We start from the raw sequence: 20682 nt of genomic DNA, 5'->3' as shown, positions 1-20682 counted from the left end.
GTTTTGGGCGTTAACCAACACTATATCCAAAACTCTGGATTGGAAGTGAGCGAAGGTCGCGAATTCAATTATTTTGACATCGAAAACAGCACCAACTTTTGTGTGATAGGAAGCGATTTGGCGAAAGCTATTTTAAGCGATGTCAATCCAATTGGCCAAACCATTAGCGTTAGAGGGGCTAAGTTTAAAGTGATTGGGGTTTTAAAGGCAAAAGGCTCCAGTTTTGGGAATAATCAGGATTTACGCATGATGATACCCATCCAAAAGGCAAGAACTTTATTTACGGGGCCAAATATCAACTACAGTTTGAGTGTTAAAACCGACAAAAAGGATATGTTGGAAGGCGCACAGGATGATGCCATTTTGACCTTTAGAAATATTAGAAATCTAAATCCCATCGAAGAGAATGACTTTGGCATAGAACGCAGTGACGATCTGATTAACCGTATCGGGTCCATTACTGGTTATTTATATGTGGCTGCCTGGGTGATTAGCATGATCACTATTTTGGGTTCGTCAATTGCACTAATGAACATTTTATTTGTGTCGGTGACTGAGCGTACAAGGGAGATTGGGGTCAGAAAGGCTTTAGGTGCTAAGCGAAAAACCATTGCCACACAATTCTTCATGGAGGCGATCATTATTGGGCAGTTGGGAGGTGTTCTAGGAATCATATTGGGCGTCCTTATTGGGTATGGGGTTTCTGCCGCTGCTAACTTTCAATTTTCAACTCCTTGGCTTGCCATGTTTAGTGCTTTTACCATAGCTTTTATCGTTGCAGTGGTTGCTGGGTTGCTACCTGCTGTGAAAGCCGCCAAATTGGACCCGGTTGAATCGTTGCGATATGAATAGGATAGAAAGCGTTGTTGACAATCGCAGTTGGAACCAGCTTTAGAAAAGGAGGGAAACTCTTATCTTGGTAATTGAATACCCGAAGAAACTGAATTTATAAAACAAAAAATAGGAATAATAAGAAGTGGGAAGTAAAAACAAACTCAAAAGATTTAAGGAAAATGAAACCTTTTCGAATGTTTATCAGCCAACACGAGCAGAATTAGTTGATGGTAATTTTGATTTGAAAGGGCGTTGGAATGCTGAAGTTTTTAAAAATGATCATCCTTTGGTATTAGAACTGGGTTGTGGAAAAGGAGAATATACGCTTGGATTGGCAGAAAGATATCCTAATAAAAACTTTATTGGAATTGATATAAAAGGCGCACGATTTTGGAGAGGTGCAAAAACTGCCGTGGAAGATGGAGTTCCAAATGTCGCTTTTTTACGGACTCAGATAGAACTCATTGACCACGCCTTTGGAAAAAATGAAGTTGATGAAATTTGGATTACCTTTCCAGATCCTCAAATCAAATATAAGCGTACCAAACACCGTATGACCAATGCTGAGTTTTTGGAGCGCTATAAATCCATCCTTAAACCTGAGGGTGTGGTACATTTAAAAACGGATAGTGAGTTTATGCATGGTTACACGCTAGGGTTATTGCATGGTGCGGGTCATGACGTGCTTTATGCCAACCATAATGTATACAAACAAGAAGGGAGTCCTGCAGAGGTGACAGAAATCCAGACGTATTATGAGGGTCAGTATTTAGAGAAAAACAAAGCAATTACCTATATTAGATTTAAAATTAATTAATCTTGAACATTACGGTCATATTTTTACTCGGAATGATCATTGCCCTTGTTGGTGTCATTCCACCTGGATTATTGAATATGACAGCGGCTAAAATAAGCCTAAAGGAAGGGCATGTAAGAGGTATTATGTTTTCCATTGGTGTTTGTGTCATTGTGTTTTTGCAAACCTATATTGCGGCCATGTTCGCTAGGTATTTGACCAATCATCCAGATATCGTTGAAGTGTTGCAACGTGTTGCATTTGTTATATTTGTACTGATAACTATTTATTATCTCCTTATCGCAAAAGCGACCTCAAAGACAGAAATTGAACCACAATCAAGAAGTAAGCACAGTCGGTTTTTTCATGGTATGTTTTTATCGGCCATCAATGTATTCCCAATACCTTACCAGGCTTATATGACCGTTACCCTCGCTTCATTTGGGTGGTTGGAGTTTAACCGACCGATGATTATTTCTTACGTTGGGGGTGCCGTAACGGGTACTTTTGTAATGTTGTATATGTATATTTTCTTTTTTGATAAGATCAAGAACAAACGTCTTACCTCTCAAAAAAACATGAATTATATTATTGGTACAATAACAGGTGTAATTGCCATTGTCACATTATTCAATATTATAATGGATTTATGAAACCAGAAACTCTCAATTTCTTTGAAAAGGTATACGAGGTTGCGAAACAGATTCCCTATGGACGCGTGACAAGCTATGGAGCCATTGCCAACTTCTTAGGTGCTTCCCGAAGTGCGAGAATGGTTGGTTATGCACTAATAGGCTCGGTAACTAAAGATGTCCCAGCACACCGTGTTGTCAATAGAAAAGGTTTGCTTACAGGAAAGCATCATTTTGAAGGTACCAACCTCATGCAGCAGCTCTTGGAAAGTGAAGGCATTATTGTAAAGGATAATCAAGTGCAGAATTTTGATGAAGTATTCTGGGAGCCGCGTAAAGAACTATAAACTTTCAGTTGCCACATACTAAGCCAGAATGATTGCCTTTCAATATTTTGACGTTATTCCAACCAGTGGATTTTAATTCCCCGATGCTTAACTCGAACGAAAAAATAATTCCTTATTCACACCTTGTGCGCTTGTCCGCTCGGAACAATCGGACGAAGCCGAAGTTTTTGATTCCCTAATTTTTCAAATACTTACAAATAATTACCTAAAAAACGTTGATAGACCTGTTCGATCCTGTTTTAAAATCTTCATGCTTCCAGCTTCCTTCTTCCAGCTATATTAATTATATTTGCACTTTAGAATGATTCTTAATAAAAATTGGCAAAGTAAAAAAGATGGAATCGTATGAGCATCTTTTTCCTTTGTCTTTTAGCATCTTATAATAATGAAATTAGATAAACAAGACATCCTTAAAGCGCTCGAGAGCATTTCTGTTCCTGGCGAGGGTAAAAACATGGTAGAAAGTGGTGCAGTGAAAAACGTGGTCACATTTGCTGACGAAGTCATTGTGGATATCACTATTTCTAATCCGACACTTCAGGCAAAAAAGAAGACGGAAGTGGAAATCATGAAGATCATTCATGATAAGGTTTACGAAAAAGCAAAAGTCACAGTCAATATCAAAGTGGATGCTCCGCCAAAATCGTCTGCCAATACTATCAAAGGAAAAGCCATTCCTGGGATTCAAAATATTATAGCGGTAGCTTCGGGAAAAGGTGGTGTTGGAAAGTCGACCGTTACGGCTAATATAGCGGTCACCTTGGCCAAAATGGGTTTTAAAGTGGGCATTTTGGATGCTGATATTTATGGGCCATCAATTCCGATCATGTTTGATGTGGAAATGGAAAAGCCTATTGCTGTTAACATCGACGGTAAATCAAAAATGAAACCCATAGAGAATTATGGTGTTAAGATATTGTCCATTGGATTCTTTACTCAACCAAACCAAGCAGTGGTCTGGCGTGGGCCAATGGCGGCAAAGGCATTAAATCAAATGATTTTTGATGCGCATTGGGGCGAATTGGATTTTATGCTTATCGATCTACCTCCTGGAACTGGAGATATCCATTTAAGCATTATGCAGTCGCTACCTATCACAGGTGCAGTTATTGTAAGTACGCCACAAAATGTCGCTTTGGCCGATGCCAAGAAGGGAGTGTCCATGTTTCAACAAGAAAGCATTAATGTTCCGGTGTTAGGAATTATTGAAAATATGGCCTATTTTACACCTGCTGAATTACCTGAAAACAAGTACTATATTTTTGGAAAAGAAGGCGCTAGGCACTTATCCCAAGATTTGGACGTTCCATTTTTAGGTGAGATTCCATTGGTACAAAGTATTCGCGAGGCCGGAGATGTGGGGCGTCCGGCTGCTCTGCAAACAGCAACACCTTTGGAGAAAGCCTTCGAAAAATTAACCCAAAACGTTGTGGAAGAAGTAGTGAGACGTAATGAGGATTTACCGCCTACAGAAGCTATTAAAATTACAACGATGGCTGGATGTTCAGCAGTTAAAAATAAATAATGATACCGTTTTATGGTATTATCAACACCCTTAAACAAGTAATATGACAACTGAAGAACTAAGATTAAATGTTGAGAAAGCACTTGATGAAATCCGTCCATTTTTGCAAAGCGATGGCGGAGATATTGCTTTATTGTCCATTGAAAATGACAATTTGGTGAGAGTACAGTTGGAAGGCGCCTGTGTAGGATGTTCGGTCAATCAAATGACTTTAAAGTCGGGAGTTGAAATGACCATTAAGAAATATGCACCACAAATTGAGCATGTCATCAATGTTGATGGCAAATAAAATAAAGAGGAGATGAGAATTCTGATGGCTGTCGATTTGGTTTGGTCGGTTGTTTTCTATTAAAACCATGTGTTTGATGTCTCAGAACCATAATTTTCTTGCAAATGACAAATGTCATAAAAATAAAGTTTTTTTATTTGGAAATTTGCGAAACTAAATGAAGTTGAATTAAATGAAATCCCACTTTGGTCTGTTGACAGACAGGTTAGTGGCCACTATATGATTAAAACAGATATACTTATCATTGGCGCAGGACCGACAGGACTTTTTGCTGTGTTCGAAGCCGGATTATTAAAAATGAAATGCCATCTTATTGACGCTTTGCCACAACCTGGCGGTCAATGTACAGAGCTTTACCCTAAAAAACCTATCTACGATATTCCAGGTTTTCCTGAAATATTGGCGGGCGATTTGACCAAAAATCTTTTGGAACAGTGCAAGCAATTTGAACCAGGATTTACATTGGGCGAGCGGGCAGATACCATTGAAAAACAAGAAGACGGTAGTTTTATTGTCACCACAAATAAAGGGACTAAACATCAGGCACCAGTAGTTGCTATTGCTGGTGGCTTAGGGAGTTTTGAGCCGCGTAAACCTTTGATTGCTAACATCTCTTACTTTGAAGATAAGGGCGTGGAATACTTTATAAAGGATCCAGAAATTTATAGAAATAAGCGAGTGGTCATTTCAGGTGGGGGAGACTCTGCGTTGGATTGGACAATTTATCTTGCCGATATTGCTTCAGAGGTTACTTTGATCCATAGACGCAATGAATTTAGGGGTGCTTTGGATTCTGTGGACAAAGTTCAAGAATTAAAAAATGCCGGAAAAATAAATCTGGTGACACCTGCAGAAGTTATCAATATTGTTGGTGACCATAAAGTTGAGGCAGTTGTAGTTGCCCAAGCTTTAAATATCGAAAAGGAATTTGAGATTGAGTGCGACCATTTTATTCCGTTGTTTGGATTATCGCCTAAACTCGGACCAATAGCAAAATGGGGACTCGAAATCGAGAAAAATGCCATAGTCGTGAATAATGCCTTGGACTATCAAACCAATATCCCTGGTATTTTTGCCATAGGCGACGTAAACACCTATCCAGGAAAGTTGAAACTTATTCTCTGTGGTTTTCATGAGGCAACCTTGATGTGCCAAGCGGCTTATCAAATAATTAATCCTGGAAAGCGCTATGTTTTGAAATACACAACGGTCAGTGGTGTTGATGGCTTTGATGGTACACGTAAGGAAGCACCAAAACAAGTAGTGAAGGCAATAGAGTAAGTGGGCAGTGGGCAGTAAGCAGTATGTAGTAGACCATAACTGCGCTCGTGCGAACAGAATATCCAACAAGGATTCGATAACATCCTGCGAGGTTTTTAAAACCTTGTAGGTCTAAAATATAAAAGCACCCGAATTAAAGATTACTTCATGGAACAAGATGTAAAAATCACAATAACGGATAGAGAAGGCATTGCTCACGAGGTTATGGCACCCACCGATATGGCCATGAATCTCATGGAGGTGGTAAGAAGCTACGAGCTTGCTCCTGAAGGTACCATCGGTACCTGTGGTGGTATGGCCATGTGTGCTTCTTGTCAGTGTTATGTTATAAATGGTACTCCGCTACCAGAAATGCAGGATGAAGAAGAGGCGATGTTATCTGAAGCCTTTTATGTGAAAGAAAACTCGCGATTGAGCTGTCAAATTCCTATTACTCTGGAATTGGAGGGCTTGGAGGTTGAATTGGCTCCTGAATCTTAATTAATAAGGACTTCACGTCCCGATAAGGATTAAACCTGTGAGGTCCTTCACCTCTTAAATCGTTTTATATTCTGCCAATTTCTTTGGCCCTTCCAATAGGACTCTCACGATTTGTAACACCCCGTCATCATTTGTGGCAATTAGCCATTTGATCAGGGAGATTTCTCCGTTTTCAATTTCCAATCCAGTGATACATCTCGGATGGACGCAGCTACCGTCGTTAAAAAACGCAATATCCCCCGGCTCTGGAAACCGTGGTCGGTGGGTATGGCCCGCAATTGTGATGAGGTTATGGTTTGCCATGATCCAGTTCTTTGTCCGACTTTCAACCTTTATCAGTTCTGTGTAGTTTTTGGCCGGCGTCGTTGGATCGGCAATCCCCATAACATTTAAGGGTTTCCACAAGACTCTGACTAAGAGTCGACTCCATTTCCAAAAGGTATAATTCCACCAATCGGCTTGATGTCCGTGGATCAAGAAAATTTCTTGTTGGGTTTCAGCATGTTTTAATAGGATGCCTTCATAGTATTCAATTCCTGGAAAAAGATCAACATCAGCTCCTAAGCGCTTATCGAAATAAGTGAAAAGGTTTTTTTGGACATAATCGGAGTCTTTATAAGCCATGTCATGATTGCCCCAAATCATGTGCAATCTATTCTCATCAAAAAATGACTTCATTAAGAGATAGACGTTTTTATGGGCTTCCAAAATAGGTTCTATGGATAAGTTCTCCCACAACTCATCACCATCACCAAGTTCACAATAGTGGAAACCTTTGGCATAATAATGTTTTAAAGCATGAAAATAAATGTTGCGGTTGTTTGCAAAATCGTCAGCGAAGCTATTGTCTCCTCGATGGCAATCACTAAATAATATGAATTTGCTCTGGTCATCAAAAGAGATGACTTTTGCGTTTTGATAAGCACGATCGAACCTTTTTTTTGAAGACATCTGAATATTTTACTTAAAAGTACAAAAAAATGCTTCTCGTTAGGGAAGCATTTTTTTGTTTTGAAAAGCAATAAAACCCAAAATATAAGCACTGTTACAAGATGGGTTTTACCTAAAAGATTCCTGCCTGCGAAGGAGTTTTATTTAAAAGCGTTTAAGCCAGTGATGTCCAATCCTGTAATCAGTAAATGGATGTCGTGGGTGCCTTCGTAGGTGATGACGCTTTCCAAATTCATGGAATGTCTCATAATACTGTATTCACCAGTTATTCCCATGCCTCCTAACATTTGACGAGCTTCACGGGCGATAGTAATCGCCATATCCACATTATTACGCTTGGCCATAGAAATTTGCGCTGAAGTTGCGGTGCCATTTTCTCTCATAACGCCAAGTCGCCATGCCAAAAGTTGTGCTTTGGTGATTTCGGTAATCATTTCGGCCAATTTTTTTTGCTGCAATTGGAATTGTCCAATTGGTTTTCCAAACTGTATGCGTTCCTTGCTATATCGTAAAGCGGTATCGTAACAATCCATAGCGGCACCAATGGCGCCCCAAGCAATTCCGTAACGAGCCGAATCCAAGCAACCGAGTGCTGCACCAAGTCCAGATTTGTTAGGTAATAGGTTTTCTTTAGGAACTTTAACGTTATCAAAAATGAGCTCTCCCGTAGCCGAAGCTCTCAATGACCATTTGTTATGGGTTTCAGGGGTTGAAAAACCTTCCATTCCGCGTTCTACGATCAATCCGTGGATACGGCCTTCTTCGTTTTTAGCCCAAACTACCGCCACTTGACAAAAAGGAGCATTAGAAATCCACATCTTAGCGCCATTTAAAAGATAATGATCGCCTTTGTCTTTGAAATTAGTGGTCATTCCTCCTGGATCACTGCCATGATCAGGTTCCGTAAGACCGAAACTTCCCATCCACTCTCCACTGGCAAGTTTTGGAAGATATTTTTTACGTTGTTCTTCGTTGCCGTATTTCCAGATCGGATACATGACTAGCGAGGATTGAACAGAGGCTGTACTTCTGACACCAGAATCGCCACGCTCAATTTCCTGCATGATTAAGCCATAAGAGATTTGATCAAGACCTGCACCGCCATACTCTACAGGGATGTAAGGTCCAAATGCGCCAATTTCGGCAAGTCCGTTAATGATATGTGTAGGGAATTCTGCGCGTTGGGCATAGTCTTCAATGATAGGGGAAACTTCACGTTTTACCCATTCTCTTGCGGCATCACGGACCAAACGATGTTCGTCATTTAGCAACTCATCAATATTATAATAATCAGGGGCTTGAAACAAATCTGGCTTCATTCTTTTGGAATTTAATTATTGAGACACAAAAGTAACGAAAACGTTATCAGGGAACAATTTAAAACTACATTTTGAGGTAGAAATCTTTGGTCAGGGCAATATAGTCGTCAGTGTACTGATGTCGTGACGTTTCAATGATAAGTTCTAAGGGCTCGACTGAGGTTTCTTGAAAAGAGAACTGAAGTAGGCTCCGCTTAATTTCAGATTGGGGTGAGCCTTTGACTCTTAAAATCCGGTTGGGATAAAGATGCTCTTTGGAAGCTAACACGATAAATTCTTTTTCTTCCGAAAACGGAATGACCACGGAAAAACTTCCTTGTGGTGAAAGTAATTTTGAAACACTTTCAATAAGTTGTCTGAATGGCATTGCATCGACAAATCGTGCCAAATCACGTTGCTCATTGTCACTTTTGTAGGTGTTTAGATAAAATGGTGGATTCGATATAATCAAGTCGTATTTTTCTGATTCCGATTCGTCATTAGAATGATCCTCAACAAACTCCTCCAAAGAGGCATGATAACAGAAAAGCCGATCTCCCCAAGGTGAGGCCTCAAAATTCTCAACACATTGCTCGAAGGCATCATCATCAATCTCGATGGCATCAATAATTTCGGCTGACATCGCGACTGCACCGCTACGTTGGGCCATCATTAAGGCCAAAATGCCAGTGCCTGCGCCAATATCCAAAATGGAATATGGATTAGAATCTAACGACGTCCATGCACCAAGCAATACCGAATCGGTGCCAATTTTCATGGCGCATCGGTCTTGGTTAATTGTGAATTGTTTGAAGTTAAATGGTTTTTCCATAAGAGTGAAAGTCCTTTCCTTTGGGAAGGATTTAGGATGGGATTATAGATAAAGATCAATCAGTCCTTCCGGCGTGTCAACCGTAATCAGTTTCTTTTTTTTGTCCACTTTCTTGATAAATGCATCATTCATCGGAATCAAGATTTCGGTTCCATCACGATCAATCTCAAAAAGTGCTTGAGCCGTGGAATCATTGACTGCTTTTACGATGCCAACCTTACCAAAATTGACATCTTCAACGGTAAATCCGATGATTTCATGAAAATAAAATTTATCATCGTCAAGTTTAGGTAGGAACTCCAAAGGCAGATATAGATCGCATTTTATAAGTGCATCGGCATCTTCTTCGGTGTCGACGTCTTCAAATTTTACCCGTAGCAATTCTGACTTATGAAATTGGGACGATTCAATAAAGAACGGTACCAAATTATTGCGTAGATCAATAAAAACGGATTCCAAATCTTCGTAAATCTCTGGTTCGTCAGTGTCCAACTTAATCAATAATTCACCTTTAAAACTGTATTTTTTTACAATCTTACCAAGATAGAAGCAGTCTTTTTTTAGCATTGGTTCTTTTTTTATTTAATCTATAATTTAATTAAGATCCTACATAACGTATAAAATATGCTCAAGTTATGTGGGATCCCGCCAAAAGGCGGGATTTGTTCAATAACGTTTTCTTTTTATTTAAAAGAAAGCTATTTCACAAAAAAACTCCGATAGGTCATATCGGAGTTTAAAAGTATAAAAAATAAATTCTTTATTCTTCTGTTTTTGTTTCTGCATCTTCTGCAGGAGCTTCTTCTGCAGGAGCTTCTTCGGTAGTTGCTTCAACTTCCGCAACTTCTTCAGCAGGAGCATTTGCAGCAGCTTCAGCAGCCTCTGCATCGGCGATAACCTGTGCAGCTTCAGCTTCACGCTTCGCATTTACTTCTTTTTCAGCTTCAAGAGCTTTCGCTTTAGCATCAGCACCAGCTTTTGCTAAGCCTTCTTTTTTGGCGTCAATTTTACCTGCTTTTTCTTCTAACCAAGCAGCGAATTTCTCTTCTGCCTGCTCTTCCGTTAAAGCACCTTTTCTAACACCACCTGCAAGATGATTTTTCAACATGGCCCCTTTATAAGACAAAATTCCTCTTGCCGTATCCGTAGGTTGTGCACCATTTTGAAGCCAACTTACAGCCAAATCAACATCTAATTCAATAGTTGCAGGATTGGTTGTAGGATCGTAAGCACCGATTTTCTCTAAGTATTTACCATCTCTTTTTGATCGTGCATCAGCTGCAACAATCCAGAAATAAGGTTTCCCTTTTTTTCCACGTCTTTGTAATCTGATTTTAACTGACATAAATAATTAATTAGTGAGGTTCGCGACCTCTATTATTAATAAGTGCCTGCCCGATATAAACAATTTATATCATTAAGGCGGGCGCAAAGATACTATAAATATTTTTTTATTGCCCTAATTTTTATAATAAATAAAGCTAAGTTAAATTCGCTAGACAGTCTAAGCTATAAATAGTTACAAAGTTTTGAATAAATCAAAAGTTCTTTCGTCATTATGATTCGTTTGGAAATGTTATATAGTTGGAATTGAACAGGTTGTAGTTGGTTGTTCAGGCAAATTTCTGAGATTAGTGTCAATAGGGAATACGATCGGTCTCTATGGGTGACTGCCTAGATATGTAAAAGCTTTCAAATACCTTATCCTTTTCACTGTTTAAAAGCTTATTTTTTGTTTATTTAAGCTCTAATAGGTTGTTTAAATTTGGCGATATGAGGAAATTTGTCCTACTATTAATTGCAATTATGACATTATTTGGGTGCGGCAACGAAGTGCAATTCAATACGCCTGCGCTTCAAGCAAATAAAAACTATCAACTGTGGCGCGCAACATATTATGATGCGGTGCTTTCGGAAAATGGCGGGCTGACCATCAATGCCGGAAACAAAATTGAAAAATTGAACTTTATGCTGCCTTCGCTTCAGGAACGGACCTATAGTTTGACTCTAATGAGCGAATCAAAAGTTGTTTTCATAGATCATGAAAATAGGTCATACTCTACCGCTAATCCACAAAATCCTGAAAGCCACAATGATTCGGAAATTGGGCAAGTGATCATCACCGAATTTGATGGAAATACAATTACCGGAACATTTAGATTTATGGCGTATTCAGCGGATGGTTTGCATTCCGTAGGATTCAATGAAGGCGTCTTTTATAAGATACCAGTGCGATAGCTTAAACCGACAAGGCGAAAGGAGTTCCTGTGGAACGTTGCGGAACTTAAATGACTCTGATTTTGGTTGATTTGCACTGATTTTAGACACAGACTGTATGGATCTACACAGACCGCCATGTTGGAATTTTAAATTTTATTTTTGGTGCTTCTCCAATTGTTCCAACCTCCAATACTTTGCATTTATGCGCGCTTTGAAATTTTAAGTAGAGTGGGCAACTTTTTTAAATTTGGCGACATAGTTGATACAGCTTTGATTAACTTCTATAATTGTTTTTTTTGTTGGCAACTGTTTATAACTTTCTCTTTAAAAAAGCGTTATTTATATGTAATTTTAAAAACTTTTATTTCAGAGGAAGAATCCAGCAATTTCAGCAATTTTAAGCTCAAACATTCATGAATCCGTGGTCAAAATCACGGTCTAATAGAAATGTTTCAAACTTGGTTTGAGAATTGATCTTGTTGTTGTGGATTTGAAGAAAAGTCACTATAATAACCATAACATTTTTCCCTTTTGGGAAAATTAAAAGGGAATTTTTTTATGTATTTAATATTTGATACCGAAACTACAGGATTGCCAAAACGATGGGATGCGCCCATCAGTGATACGGACAATTGGCCACGATGCATCCAAATTGCCTGGCAATTGCATGATGGCATGGGCAATTGCATTGAGCATCAAGACTATTTGGTGCAGCCAGACGGTTTCAATATTCCTTATGATGCTGAAAAGATCCATGGGATATCTACTGATTTAGCCCAGCAGCAAGGGGTTCCGTTGGCGGAAGTATTGGCAAAGTTCAATGCCGCTTTGGCAAAAACCAAATTTGTGGTGGGGCAGAATGTCGGCTTCGATTTGAATATTATGGGCGCTGAGTTCCATCGTGAGGGCGTGGCGAATACGTTGCAAGAACTTCCGGTTTTGGATACCTGTACCGAGCACACCGCCAACTTATGTCAGCTTCCGGGAGGGCGTTATGGTAGATTTAAATTACCGACCTTAACCGAGTTGCACGAATTCCTCTTTAACACGCCATTTGCGGAAGCACACAACGCTACTGCCGACGTTGAAGCCACTACGCGTTGCTTTTTGGAATTGATAAGACGTGAGGAGTATACACAGGAGCAATTAGATGTGCCTGCCGATTATTTTGAAAATTTTAAAGAGGCAAATCCTGCAACAATTCAACTGATTGGATTAAAGCATATCAACCTGAAGGCTGAAAGTGCGAAAATCAAAAAACAGATTGAGGCGCTTCAAGAATCAGACGAGCCTACAAAAAAGGAGATCGCCCAAAATATTGAAGAGCTTAAGGAGGTTGAGTTTGTGCATTTGCACAACCACTCTCAATTCTCTGTATTGCAATCTACCATCAGCATCCCTCAGTTGGTGGCCGCAGCTGCTGAACATAATATGTCTGCCGTGGCCTTGACGGACCATGCCAATATGATGGGGGCCTTTCATTTTATTAGAGCAGTAGGCAATCACAATAGAACCGTTGAAGCCAAAAATAAAGCTGCTGAAGAACGTGGTGAAACACCAACCGAAAAAATAATCAAACCCATCATTGGCTGTGAGTTTTTTGTATGTGAAGACCATGCGGATAAATCGCGTAAGGATAATGGGTATCAGATGGTCATTTTGGCCAAGAATAAAAACGGCTACCATAACCTGTCAAAATTATCATCGCATGCCTTCGTGGACGGTTTTTATTATGTGCCGCGAATTGATAAGAAGTTGATCCAACAGTACAAGGAGGATTTGATTGTATTGACGGGGAACCTCTACGGGGAAGTCCCAAGTAAAGTCTTGAACATTGGTGAAAACCAAGCGGAAGAAGCCTTGCTCTGGTGGAAGGAAGAATTTGGCGACGATCTTTATATCGAATTGATGCGTCATAATCAGGAAGATGAAAATCGTGTAAATCCGGTGTTGATTGATTTTGCTAGAAAACATGACATCAAGTTAGTGGCTACCAACAATACCTATTATTGCAAGAAGGAAGACGCCAATGCCCACGATATTTTGCTATGCGTAAAAGATGGTGAGAAACAGGCCACACCAATAGGTCGTGGCAGAGGGTATCGTTACGGATTGCCAAACCAGGAATATTATTTTAAATCTTCCGAAGAGATGAAAAAGCTTTTTAAGGATATTCCTGAAGCTATTTCCAATATTCAGGAGGTAGTGGACAAGGTTGAGGCTTTTGAGTTGGCAAGGGATGTTTTGTTGCCCGCCTTCGCAATTCCTGACGAATTCAAGCATGAGGAGGATCTTGTAGATAATGGGAAACGTGGAGAGAATGCCTTTTTGCGCCATATCACTTATGAAGGTGCGAAAAAACGGTATGCCGAGCTTACGGATGAGATCAAGGAACGCATCGACTTTGAATTGAGTGTTATTGAAAACACGGGATATCCTGGCTATTTCCTGATTGTTGAAGATTTTATCCGGGAGGCAAGGAATATGGGTGTTTCCGTAGGCCCTGGACGTGGTTCAGCGGCAGGTTCTGTGGTGGCATATTGCCTCAAGATTACCAATATTGATCCGCTAAAGTACAATTTGCTTTTTGAGCGTTTTTTAAATCCCGATCGTGTCAGTATGCCAGATATTGATATCGATTTTGATGATGAAGGCCGCAGTAAAGTCATGGATTATGTCATCAAAAAATACGGAAGCAACCAAGTGGCGCAAATTATTACCTATGGTACGATGGCGGCCAAATCGTCTATTAGAGATACGGCAAGAGTTTTAGATCTGCCACTTTTTGATGCCGATAGGATTTCAAAACTCATCCCAACCATGTCCAAATTGGGCAAAATTTTTGGTTATGACGAAAAGCAACTCAGTAAGGCCTTCAGATCTGAGGACTTGGAAAAAGTAAACGAGCTTCTCAACATTGCCGAAGGTTCGGGCTTGGAATCTGAAACCGTTAATTTGGCGCGAATTCTTGAAGGTTCCGTCAGAAATACGGGAATTCACGCTTGTGGGGTGATTATTACACCTGATGATATTACCAAATTCGTTCCGGTGGCTACGGCAAAGGATTCTGATTTGTATGTGACCCAGTTTGACAACTCCGTTGTAGAGGATGCGGGATTACTTAAGATGGATTTCTTGGGGTTAAAAACCTTGACTTTAATTAAGGATACGGTCAAAATCGTGAAAGCAAAACACGATATTCTACTTGATCCCGATAGTTTTCCTTTAGATGATGAACTCACTTATGAGCTGTTCCAAAAAGGTGAAACCGTTGGGGTATTTCAATATGAGTCGCCAGGAATGCAAAAACACCTGAAGGAATTGAAGCCAACTGTTTTTGAAGATTTGATTGCAATGAACGCGCTGTATCGCCCAGGGCCGATGGAATATATTCCGAGTTTTACCCGACGTAAGCATGGTGATGAAGAGATTGAATATGACCTCCCTGCGATGGAGGAGTATTTAAAGGAAACCTACGGTATTACAGTTTACCAGGAGCAGGTGATGTTGCTATCCCAAAAACTAGCCGATTTTACGAAGGGTGAAGCCGATGTTTTGCGAAAGGCGATGGGGAAAAAGCAGATTGCGGTTTTGGATAAAATGAAACCAAAATTCATAGCTCAAGCGGAAGCAAATGGCCACGATGCCAAAAAGTTGGAGAAGATATGGAAGGACTGGGAAGCATTTGCGAGTTATGCGTTTAATAAATCGCATTCAACCTGTTATGCGTGGATAGCCTATCAAACCGCCTATTTAAAAGCACATTATCCGGCAGAATATATGGCAGCAGTGTTGAGTAACAATATGAACGACATTAAACAGGTGACGTTTTTTATGGAAGAATGCAAGCGCATGAAATTGAAAGTGCTTGGGCCTGATGTCAATGAGTCTTTCTATAAGTTTTCTGTAAATAAAGACTATGCAGTTCGATTTGGAATGGGTGCCATTAAGGGCGTCGGGCGAGGTGCAGTGATGACCATTGTGGAAAATCGTAAAAAGGACGGCCAATATAAATCTATTTTTGACTTTGCAAAACGTGTCGATTTAAGGGCGGCCAATAAAAAAGCATTTGAAAATCTGGCTTTGGCTGGAGGTTTTGATTGCTTTACAGATACGCATAGGGCACAGTATTTTCAGGATGAGGGTGATGGGATTACCTTTTTGGAAAAAGCAATCAGGTATGGCAGTAAACATCAGGAAAATGAAAATTCGGCCCAAGTGAGTCTGTTTGGTGATGCCAGTGATGTGCAAATCGCAGAGCCTTTAGTACCGCCATGTGAAGAATGGGGGACTATGGAAAAATTGGCGCAGGAGCGGGAAGTTGTCGGGATTTATATTTCAGGACATCCGCTTGACGACTTTAAGATAGAAATGAAAACCTTTTGCAATGCCACCTTGGCGCATTTTGCGAACTTGGAACCTTTTGTGAATAGAGAAATGACATTTGGTGGCGTCGTGACCAATGTGGAACATCGTGTAAGCAAGCAAGGTAAAGGTTGGGCGATGTTTACCATGGAGGATTATACCGATAGTTTTGAATTTCGAATTTTTGGAGAAGAGTACCTCAGATTTAGACACTTTTTAGTGAGAAGCTCATTTGTTTATGTTAGGGTCTATGTTAAAGAAGGCTGGGTCAATAAAGAGACTGGCAAAAAAAGTGAACCAAGGTTGCAGTTTAGTAATTTTCAATTATTGCATGATGTGATGGGCACCTACGCTAAAAAACTCTCGATCCAACTTGAAATAAGAGATTTGAAAGAAAGTAAAATTAAGGCCCTGCAGGATATTTTGAGAATGCATGAAGGTAACCAGGCCCTGAATTTCCTGGTCTATGATAACGAAGAGAAGATGAAATTACACATGCCAAGTAGGAAGCAGAAAGTAAAAATCTCTCAAGAGTTGCTTGATGAACTGAGCGGTCAGGACGTTTATTTTAGGTTGAATTGACCAAGGCTTGCTAAGTTGGGTATTTCATCCTAATGATGAAGTAGTAGAGTTATTGGGTGTTTGTGATAAGCTGCTATAATTTAGCCAATTCATACATCGGAATGCAGCGGCATCCTTTCTATATGGTTTATGAGTTCCACCAGGTCGCCACATAATAGGGCTTACCTGGCGACGGGCAGGTTTAACTGAAGGCTTGGTTCATGCGCCGAAGGAATGGTCATAACCATCGCAAATCCAGTTATAAGCAAAACAAATGTTAAGCGTATAAGGATTGGCAAATATTTTGATTAATTTTGTTCCTTTAAAATAATAAAACAATTAAAGCGTAGAAAATATGGCATTAGAAATAACAGATGCAAACTTTGAAGAAACGGTTTTGAAAAGTGATAAGCCGGTAGTCGTAGATTTTTGGGCCGCTTGGTGTGGACCTTGTAGAATGGTTGGACCAATCATTGATCAAATTAGCGAAGAGTATGAAGGTAAGGCTGTAGTTGGTAAAGTGGATGTTGATGCAAATCAAGAGTTTGCTGCCAAATATGGTGTGCGGAACATTCCAACGGTATTAGTATTCCAAAATGGAGAAGTCGTTGGAAGACAGGTTGGTGTGGCTCCAAAAAATGCTTACACTGACGCTATTGATGCACTTCTATAGTCGTTTAGCACAGAAAAGCAACTGCCGTCATAATCGATTCAAAGTAAAATAATTATGATGTGATGTGCTATCTGTCATCAAAAAAGCATAATATTAGGATAATATGATAAAAGGTTTGCTGTAATGGTAAACCTTTTTTTATTTTAGATAAAAATTTAAAAATATAAAATGAGCAATAAATTAAAAATACAAGATCTTATCGATAGTAAATTGATAGAAGAGCGTAAAGTGTTCCTTTGGGGACAGGTGGATGATAAATCTGCAAAACACGTCGTTGACCGTTTGATGTATTTGGACGCTTTGGAGACCAAAGACATACATTTTTACATCAATAGTCCTGGAGGCTATGTCACTTCTGGGTTTGCTATTTATGATTGTATGAAATCATTAAAAAGTGAGGTGTCAACCATTTGTACGGGATTTGCAGCATCTATGGGTTCTATTCTATTGTCGGCAGGAGCAAAGGGAAAGCGTTTTATTCAGCCACACGCCCGTGTCATGATTCACCAACCAAGCGGTGGAGCTCGTGGGCCGGCGAGTGATATTGAAATTACAGCTCAGGAAATCTTAAAGACCAAAGAGTTGAGCGCAAGGTTGCTGGCTGAAAACTGTGGACAGACGCTTGAAAAAGTGATGAAAGACTTTAACCGCGACCATTGGATGGATGCAGAGGAATCTGTGGCTTATGGGATTGTGGATAAAGTGGCCCAATAATAAATCCCCTAACTCTCGAAGAAGGAATTTTCACTGATGTGAATAGAATGCTGGATAGTACTTTCATGGGAAAATGGGTTATTATGGGTTTTTTAGCAAAAAACCTGAAAATCGAGACCTTATGAGTAGTTTCCCACCGAAGAAGACATAGACGTATTTAATACTGACAAATGATATTTAATTAATAACCAAGCCATTCCTCCCCTTCGGGGAGGCCAGGAAGGGATCATGAATTTACAAACAGAACTCAATAAAACAGGAGGTTTTAAAAACCTCGAACTCCTCGCCAAACAAGTGGTTGAGGGTTTTATTGCTGGCATGCACAAGAGTCCATTTCATGGGTTTTCGGCCGAATTTGCTGAACATAAGATTTACAATCAAGGCGAAAGCACAAAACATATCGATTGGAAATTATATGCCAAAACCGATAAGTTGTTCACCAAGCGCTATGATGAGGAAACCAATTTGCGCTGCCACTTGATTATTGATAACAGCAGTTCGATGCATTATCCGGAAATGACCGAGTTTTCAATCAGCAATCTGAATAAGATTGCCTTTTCCGCATTGGCTTCAGCTAGTTTAATGCATATTCTCAAAAAACAGCGAGATGCTGTAGGGATGAGTATTTACAGTGATGCTTACGACTATTACGCACCAGAAAAGGGCAGTGAACGACACCATCAAATGCTGTTGGGTGAGTTGAGTAAGACGGTAGTGTCTAAGCCGGTTAACAAACAGACGGAAACCTATACCTACCTTCATCAAATTGCCGAGAAAATTCATAGGAGATCATTGATTTTCTTTTTTACCGATATGTTTCAGACCACTACGGATCAAGAGAAATTATTTGAGGCCTTGCGGCATTTAAAACATAAAAAGCACGAAGTAGTCTTGTTTCATGTATTTGATAAGGATAAGGAATTGACTTTTGACTTTGAAAATACCCCAAAGCGTTTTATTGATGTCGAGACTGGAGAGTATATAAATCTGTATCCTGAAACCATAAAAGAGGCTTATGAGGATGCTGTAGGCTCCTATTTTGATGAACTTAGGCTTAAATGCGGACAATATCAAATAAAATATGTAGAGGCAGACATTACAAAAGATTTCGATAAAATACTGACAACCTATATGGTAGAGCGCGGAAAATTTAAGTAAGTAATAATTTTGCAAAAAATGATCCAAAATGTTTGCGATATTGAAAATGCAGTGTATATTTGCACCCGCCTGAGCGATGAAAACGATAAGTTTAATCGGGCAGGCTCGCATTAACGCAACGGTCTGGTAGTTCAGCTGGTTAGAATGCCGCCCTGTCACGGCGGAGGTCGCGGGTTCGAGTCCCGTCCAGACCGCAGAAGAGGAAATCAAAAACCTTCAAAACCCTGTAAATCTTATGATTTACAGGGTTTTATGTTTTTGAGACAGTCATAGGATTTGGTTCTATTTGATTCTGAAAGGTCACAAATCGTCAACATCATTTTTTAATCGTCAACATTGTGGTTAAAAAGCTGTATATTGATTTCCGAAGTCTAGTTGATTTGACTTTCGTCTAAATAATGTTTAATCATTAAAGACGACAACTATGAGAGCTTCTTCAACATTTTCCATCTTGTTTTGGGTGTACGCCAAACGTGCAATTAATAATAAAGCAAATATCTACGTCCGAATTACTCTTGACGGTCAACGAGTGAACATCAGTTTAAAACGAAAAGTTGATATCACTTCTTGGGATGAAAAGCTTCAACGAGCTACCGGAAGGGGTAAAGATGCCCGAATTCTAAATCAGTATCTAAATGAGGTGCAGACTAAAATTCAAAGAATATATGAGCAATTTAAATCGGAAGACAGAGGCCTTAATCCCCAAATGATTAAAGCACGCTTTTTAGGTGAAGATAAAAACAATCTCTCCTTTCATGGCCTAATTATTTATTATAACGAAAAAATGCAGCACAAGTTGCATAGAAATACGATGGCCCATTATAAGACCAGTCAACGTTATATGTCAGAATTCATTTCTATGGAATTCAATATGAATGATATCCCTTTGGCAAAACTCAAATATAGTTTCATTGTTGGTTTTGAAAGTTTTCTCCGTTCTTATATTCCTAAAAGTGGGCAGGCTAAAATCGGAAATAATACTGCGATGAAACATATAAAACGTTTACGGAGGATGGTCACACTTGCTTACCGAATGGAATGGATCGACAGAGATCCATTTGTCAATTTTAAAATGAAGATCGAGAAGAAGGAACGAGGTTTCCTTACAATGACAGAATTACAAGCTGTTGAGGATTTAACTTCTGCAATTGAACGACTGGTCGTTGTTCGAGATTTATTTGTTTTCAGTTGCTACACGGGTATATCCTATAGCGATATCATAGAATTGACAAGCAAAAATATCGTAAGCGGTATAGATGGCAATCCTTGGATAATGGCAACGAGAACAAAGACGGGCACTCCGTTTAAAATTCCCTTGCTGCCAAAGGCTGGACATTTGATTGGCAAATACAGTGAGCACGTAAGGACTTGTGACACTGATTACCTTTTACCCAAACTTTCAAATCAGAAATTAAACAGCTATCTGAAGGAAATAGCAGATCTCTGTGGTATCAAAAAAAATCTTACCTTCCATATGGCACGTCACACTTTTGCAACGACGGTTACCTTAAGTAATGGAGTTCCAATTGAGACAGTTTCTAAATTATTGGGTCACACGAAATTGTCAACAACTCAAATCTATGCGAGAGTTGTCGAGAGAAAAGTTAGTGATGATATGACGCTTCTCAAATCAAAGATTGGCTAATGAAATTTAAAAGCATTTGTAAACTGTCGAAATCTTCAATTGGGAATTTAACAATTTACATTTTGATTCCACTACCTTTAC

Annotated in this window: 19 protein-coding genes and 1 tRNA gene; 15 read left to right on the top strand and 5 right to left on the bottom strand. The window is 39.6% G+C overall.

Annotated elements, in window-relative coordinates; genetic code table 11:
• From MWU32_RS03380 to MWU32_RS03345, 8 genes are all read left to right on the top strand, one after another.
• Nucleotides 1-852 (top strand): ABC transporter permease (locus MWU32_RS03380; RefSeq protein WP_246937793.1); only part of this gene is annotated, 852 nt, incomplete at its 5' end.
• A gap of 124 nt (nucleotides 853-976) precedes the next feature.
• Nucleotides 977-1651, top strand: coding sequence for a tRNA (guanosine(46)-N7)-methyltransferase TrmB (gene trmB, locus MWU32_RS03375; RefSeq protein ID WP_246937791.1), 675 nt, complete (start codon nucleotides 977-979; stop codon nucleotides 1649-1651).
• 2 nt (nucleotides 1652-1653) lie between these two features.
• Nucleotides 1654-2283, top strand: coding sequence for a LysE family translocator (locus MWU32_RS03370; protein ID WP_246937788.1), 630 nt, complete (start codon nucleotides 1654-1656; stop codon nucleotides 2281-2283).
• Nucleotides 2280-2609, top strand: a complete 330-nt coding sequence (locus tag MWU32_RS03365; RefSeq protein ID WP_246937786.1) for an MGMT family protein — start codon at nucleotides 2280-2282, stop codon at nucleotides 2607-2609. Before MWU32_RS03370 ends, MWU32_RS03365 begins: the two co-directional genes overlap by 4 nt.
• A 385-nt stretch (nucleotides 2610-2994) precedes the next feature.
• Nucleotides 2995-4134, top strand: a complete 1140-nt coding sequence (locus MWU32_RS03360; RefSeq protein ID WP_246937783.1) for an Mrp/NBP35 family ATP-binding protein — start codon at nucleotides 2995-2997, stop codon at nucleotides 4132-4134.
• A 43-nt stretch (nucleotides 4135-4177) separates the two neighbouring features.
• Nucleotides 4178-4423, top strand: coding sequence for a NifU family protein (locus MWU32_RS03355; RefSeq protein WP_163517042.1), 246 nt, complete (start codon nucleotides 4178-4180; stop codon nucleotides 4421-4423).
• Nucleotides 4424-4642: 219 nt separating this feature from the next.
• A complete protein-coding gene (locus MWU32_RS03350; protein ID WP_163517041.1) occupies nucleotides 4643-5704 on the top strand; it encodes an NAD(P)/FAD-dependent oxidoreductase in 1062 nt (353 codons plus the stop codon).
• Nucleotides 5705-5851: 147 nt separating this feature from the next.
• Nucleotides 5852-6184: a 2Fe-2S iron-sulfur cluster-binding protein gene (locus MWU32_RS03345; RefSeq protein WP_246937780.1), complete on the top strand. Its 333-nt coding sequence runs from the start codon at nucleotides 5852-5854 to the stop codon at nucleotides 6182-6184.
• A gap of 54 nt (nucleotides 6185-6238) precedes the next feature.
• Here MWU32_RS03345 and MWU32_RS03340 read toward each other — a convergent pair whose 3' ends face one another.
• The 5 genes from MWU32_RS03340 to MWU32_RS03320 all read right to left on the bottom strand — a co-directional run bounded on the left by MWU32_RS03340 (nucleotide 6239) and on the right by MWU32_RS03320 (nucleotide 10610).
• Nucleotides 6239-7135: a metallophosphoesterase family protein gene (locus MWU32_RS03340; RefSeq protein ID WP_246937778.1), complete on the bottom strand. Its 897-nt coding sequence runs from the start codon at nucleotides 7133-7135 to the stop codon at nucleotides 6239-6241.
• Nucleotides 7136-7275: 140 nt separating this feature from the next.
• Nucleotides 7276-8454: an acyl-CoA dehydrogenase family protein gene (locus MWU32_RS03335; RefSeq protein ID WP_246937775.1), complete on the bottom strand. Its 1179-nt coding sequence runs from the start codon at nucleotides 8452-8454 to the stop codon at nucleotides 7276-7278.
• A 64-nt stretch (nucleotides 8455-8518) separates the two neighbouring features.
• Nucleotides 8519-9265 carry a tRNA1(Val) (adenine(37)-N6)-methyltransferase gene (locus tag MWU32_RS03330; RefSeq protein WP_246937773.1) on the bottom strand — a complete coding sequence of 249 codons (747 nt, stop codon included), beginning with the start codon at nucleotides 9263-9265 and terminating at the stop codon, nucleotides 8519-8521.
• Between the two features lie 42 nt (nucleotides 9266-9307).
• The gene (gene rimM / locus MWU32_RS03325; protein ID WP_246937771.1) at nucleotides 9308-9832 is read right to left on the bottom strand and encodes a ribosome maturation factor RimM; all 525 of its coding nucleotides are present in this window, start codon (nucleotides 9830-9832) and stop codon (nucleotides 9308-9310) included.
• Nucleotides 9833-10025: 193 nt separating this feature from the next.
• Nucleotides 10026-10610 carry a 30S ribosomal protein S16 gene (locus MWU32_RS03320; protein WP_246937768.1) on the bottom strand — a complete coding sequence of 195 codons (585 nt, stop codon included), beginning with the start codon at nucleotides 10608-10610 and terminating at the stop codon, nucleotides 10026-10028.
• A 428-nt stretch (nucleotides 10611-11038) separates the two neighbouring features.
• On the opposite strand from MWU32_RS03320, the gene MWU32_RS03315 reads away from it, so the two are divergent.
• From MWU32_RS03315 to MWU32_RS03285, 7 genes are all read left to right on the top strand, one after another.
• Complete coding sequence (locus tag MWU32_RS03315) at nucleotides 11039-11503, top strand: DUF6252 family protein (RefSeq protein WP_246937766.1); 465 nt, start codon at nucleotides 11039-11041, stop codon at nucleotides 11501-11503.
• 540 nt (nucleotides 11504-12043) lie between these two features.
• Nucleotides 12044-16432, top strand: a complete 4389-nt coding sequence (gene dnaE, locus MWU32_RS03310) for a DNA polymerase III subunit alpha (RefSeq protein WP_246937763.1) — start codon at nucleotides 12044-12046, stop codon at nucleotides 16430-16432.
• A gap of 334 nt (nucleotides 16433-16766) precedes the next feature.
• On the top strand, nucleotides 16767-17084 hold the full coding sequence (gene trxA / locus MWU32_RS03305) for a thioredoxin (RefSeq protein WP_163517032.1): 318 nt from the start codon (nucleotides 16767-16769) through the stop codon (nucleotides 17082-17084).
• 168 nt (nucleotides 17085-17252) lie between these two features.
• Nucleotides 17253-17798, top strand: coding sequence for a ClpP family protease (locus MWU32_RS03300; RefSeq protein WP_246937761.1), 546 nt, complete (start codon nucleotides 17253-17255; stop codon nucleotides 17796-17798).
• 228 nt (nucleotides 17799-18026) lie between these two features.
• Nucleotides 18027-18956 (top strand): DUF58 domain-containing protein, encoded by a 930-nt coding sequence (locus MWU32_RS03295; protein WP_246937758.1) that lies wholly within the window; start codon nucleotides 18027-18029, stop codon nucleotides 18954-18956.
• A gap of 120 nt (nucleotides 18957-19076) precedes the next feature.
• Nucleotides 19077-19150, top strand: a tRNA-Asp gene (locus MWU32_RS03290).
• 230 nt (nucleotides 19151-19380) lie between these two features.
• Complete coding sequence (locus tag MWU32_RS03285; RefSeq protein WP_246937755.1) at nucleotides 19381-20601, top strand: site-specific integrase; 1221 nt, start codon at nucleotides 19381-19383, stop codon at nucleotides 20599-20601.
• Nucleotides 20602-20682: the final 81 nt, after the last annotated feature.

It is taken from the genome of Gelidibacter sp. F63206 (assembly GCF_023015735.1).
The sequence above is the reverse complement of the archived record's forward strand: the minus strand, read 5'-3'. Positions and strand labels throughout refer to the sequence as shown.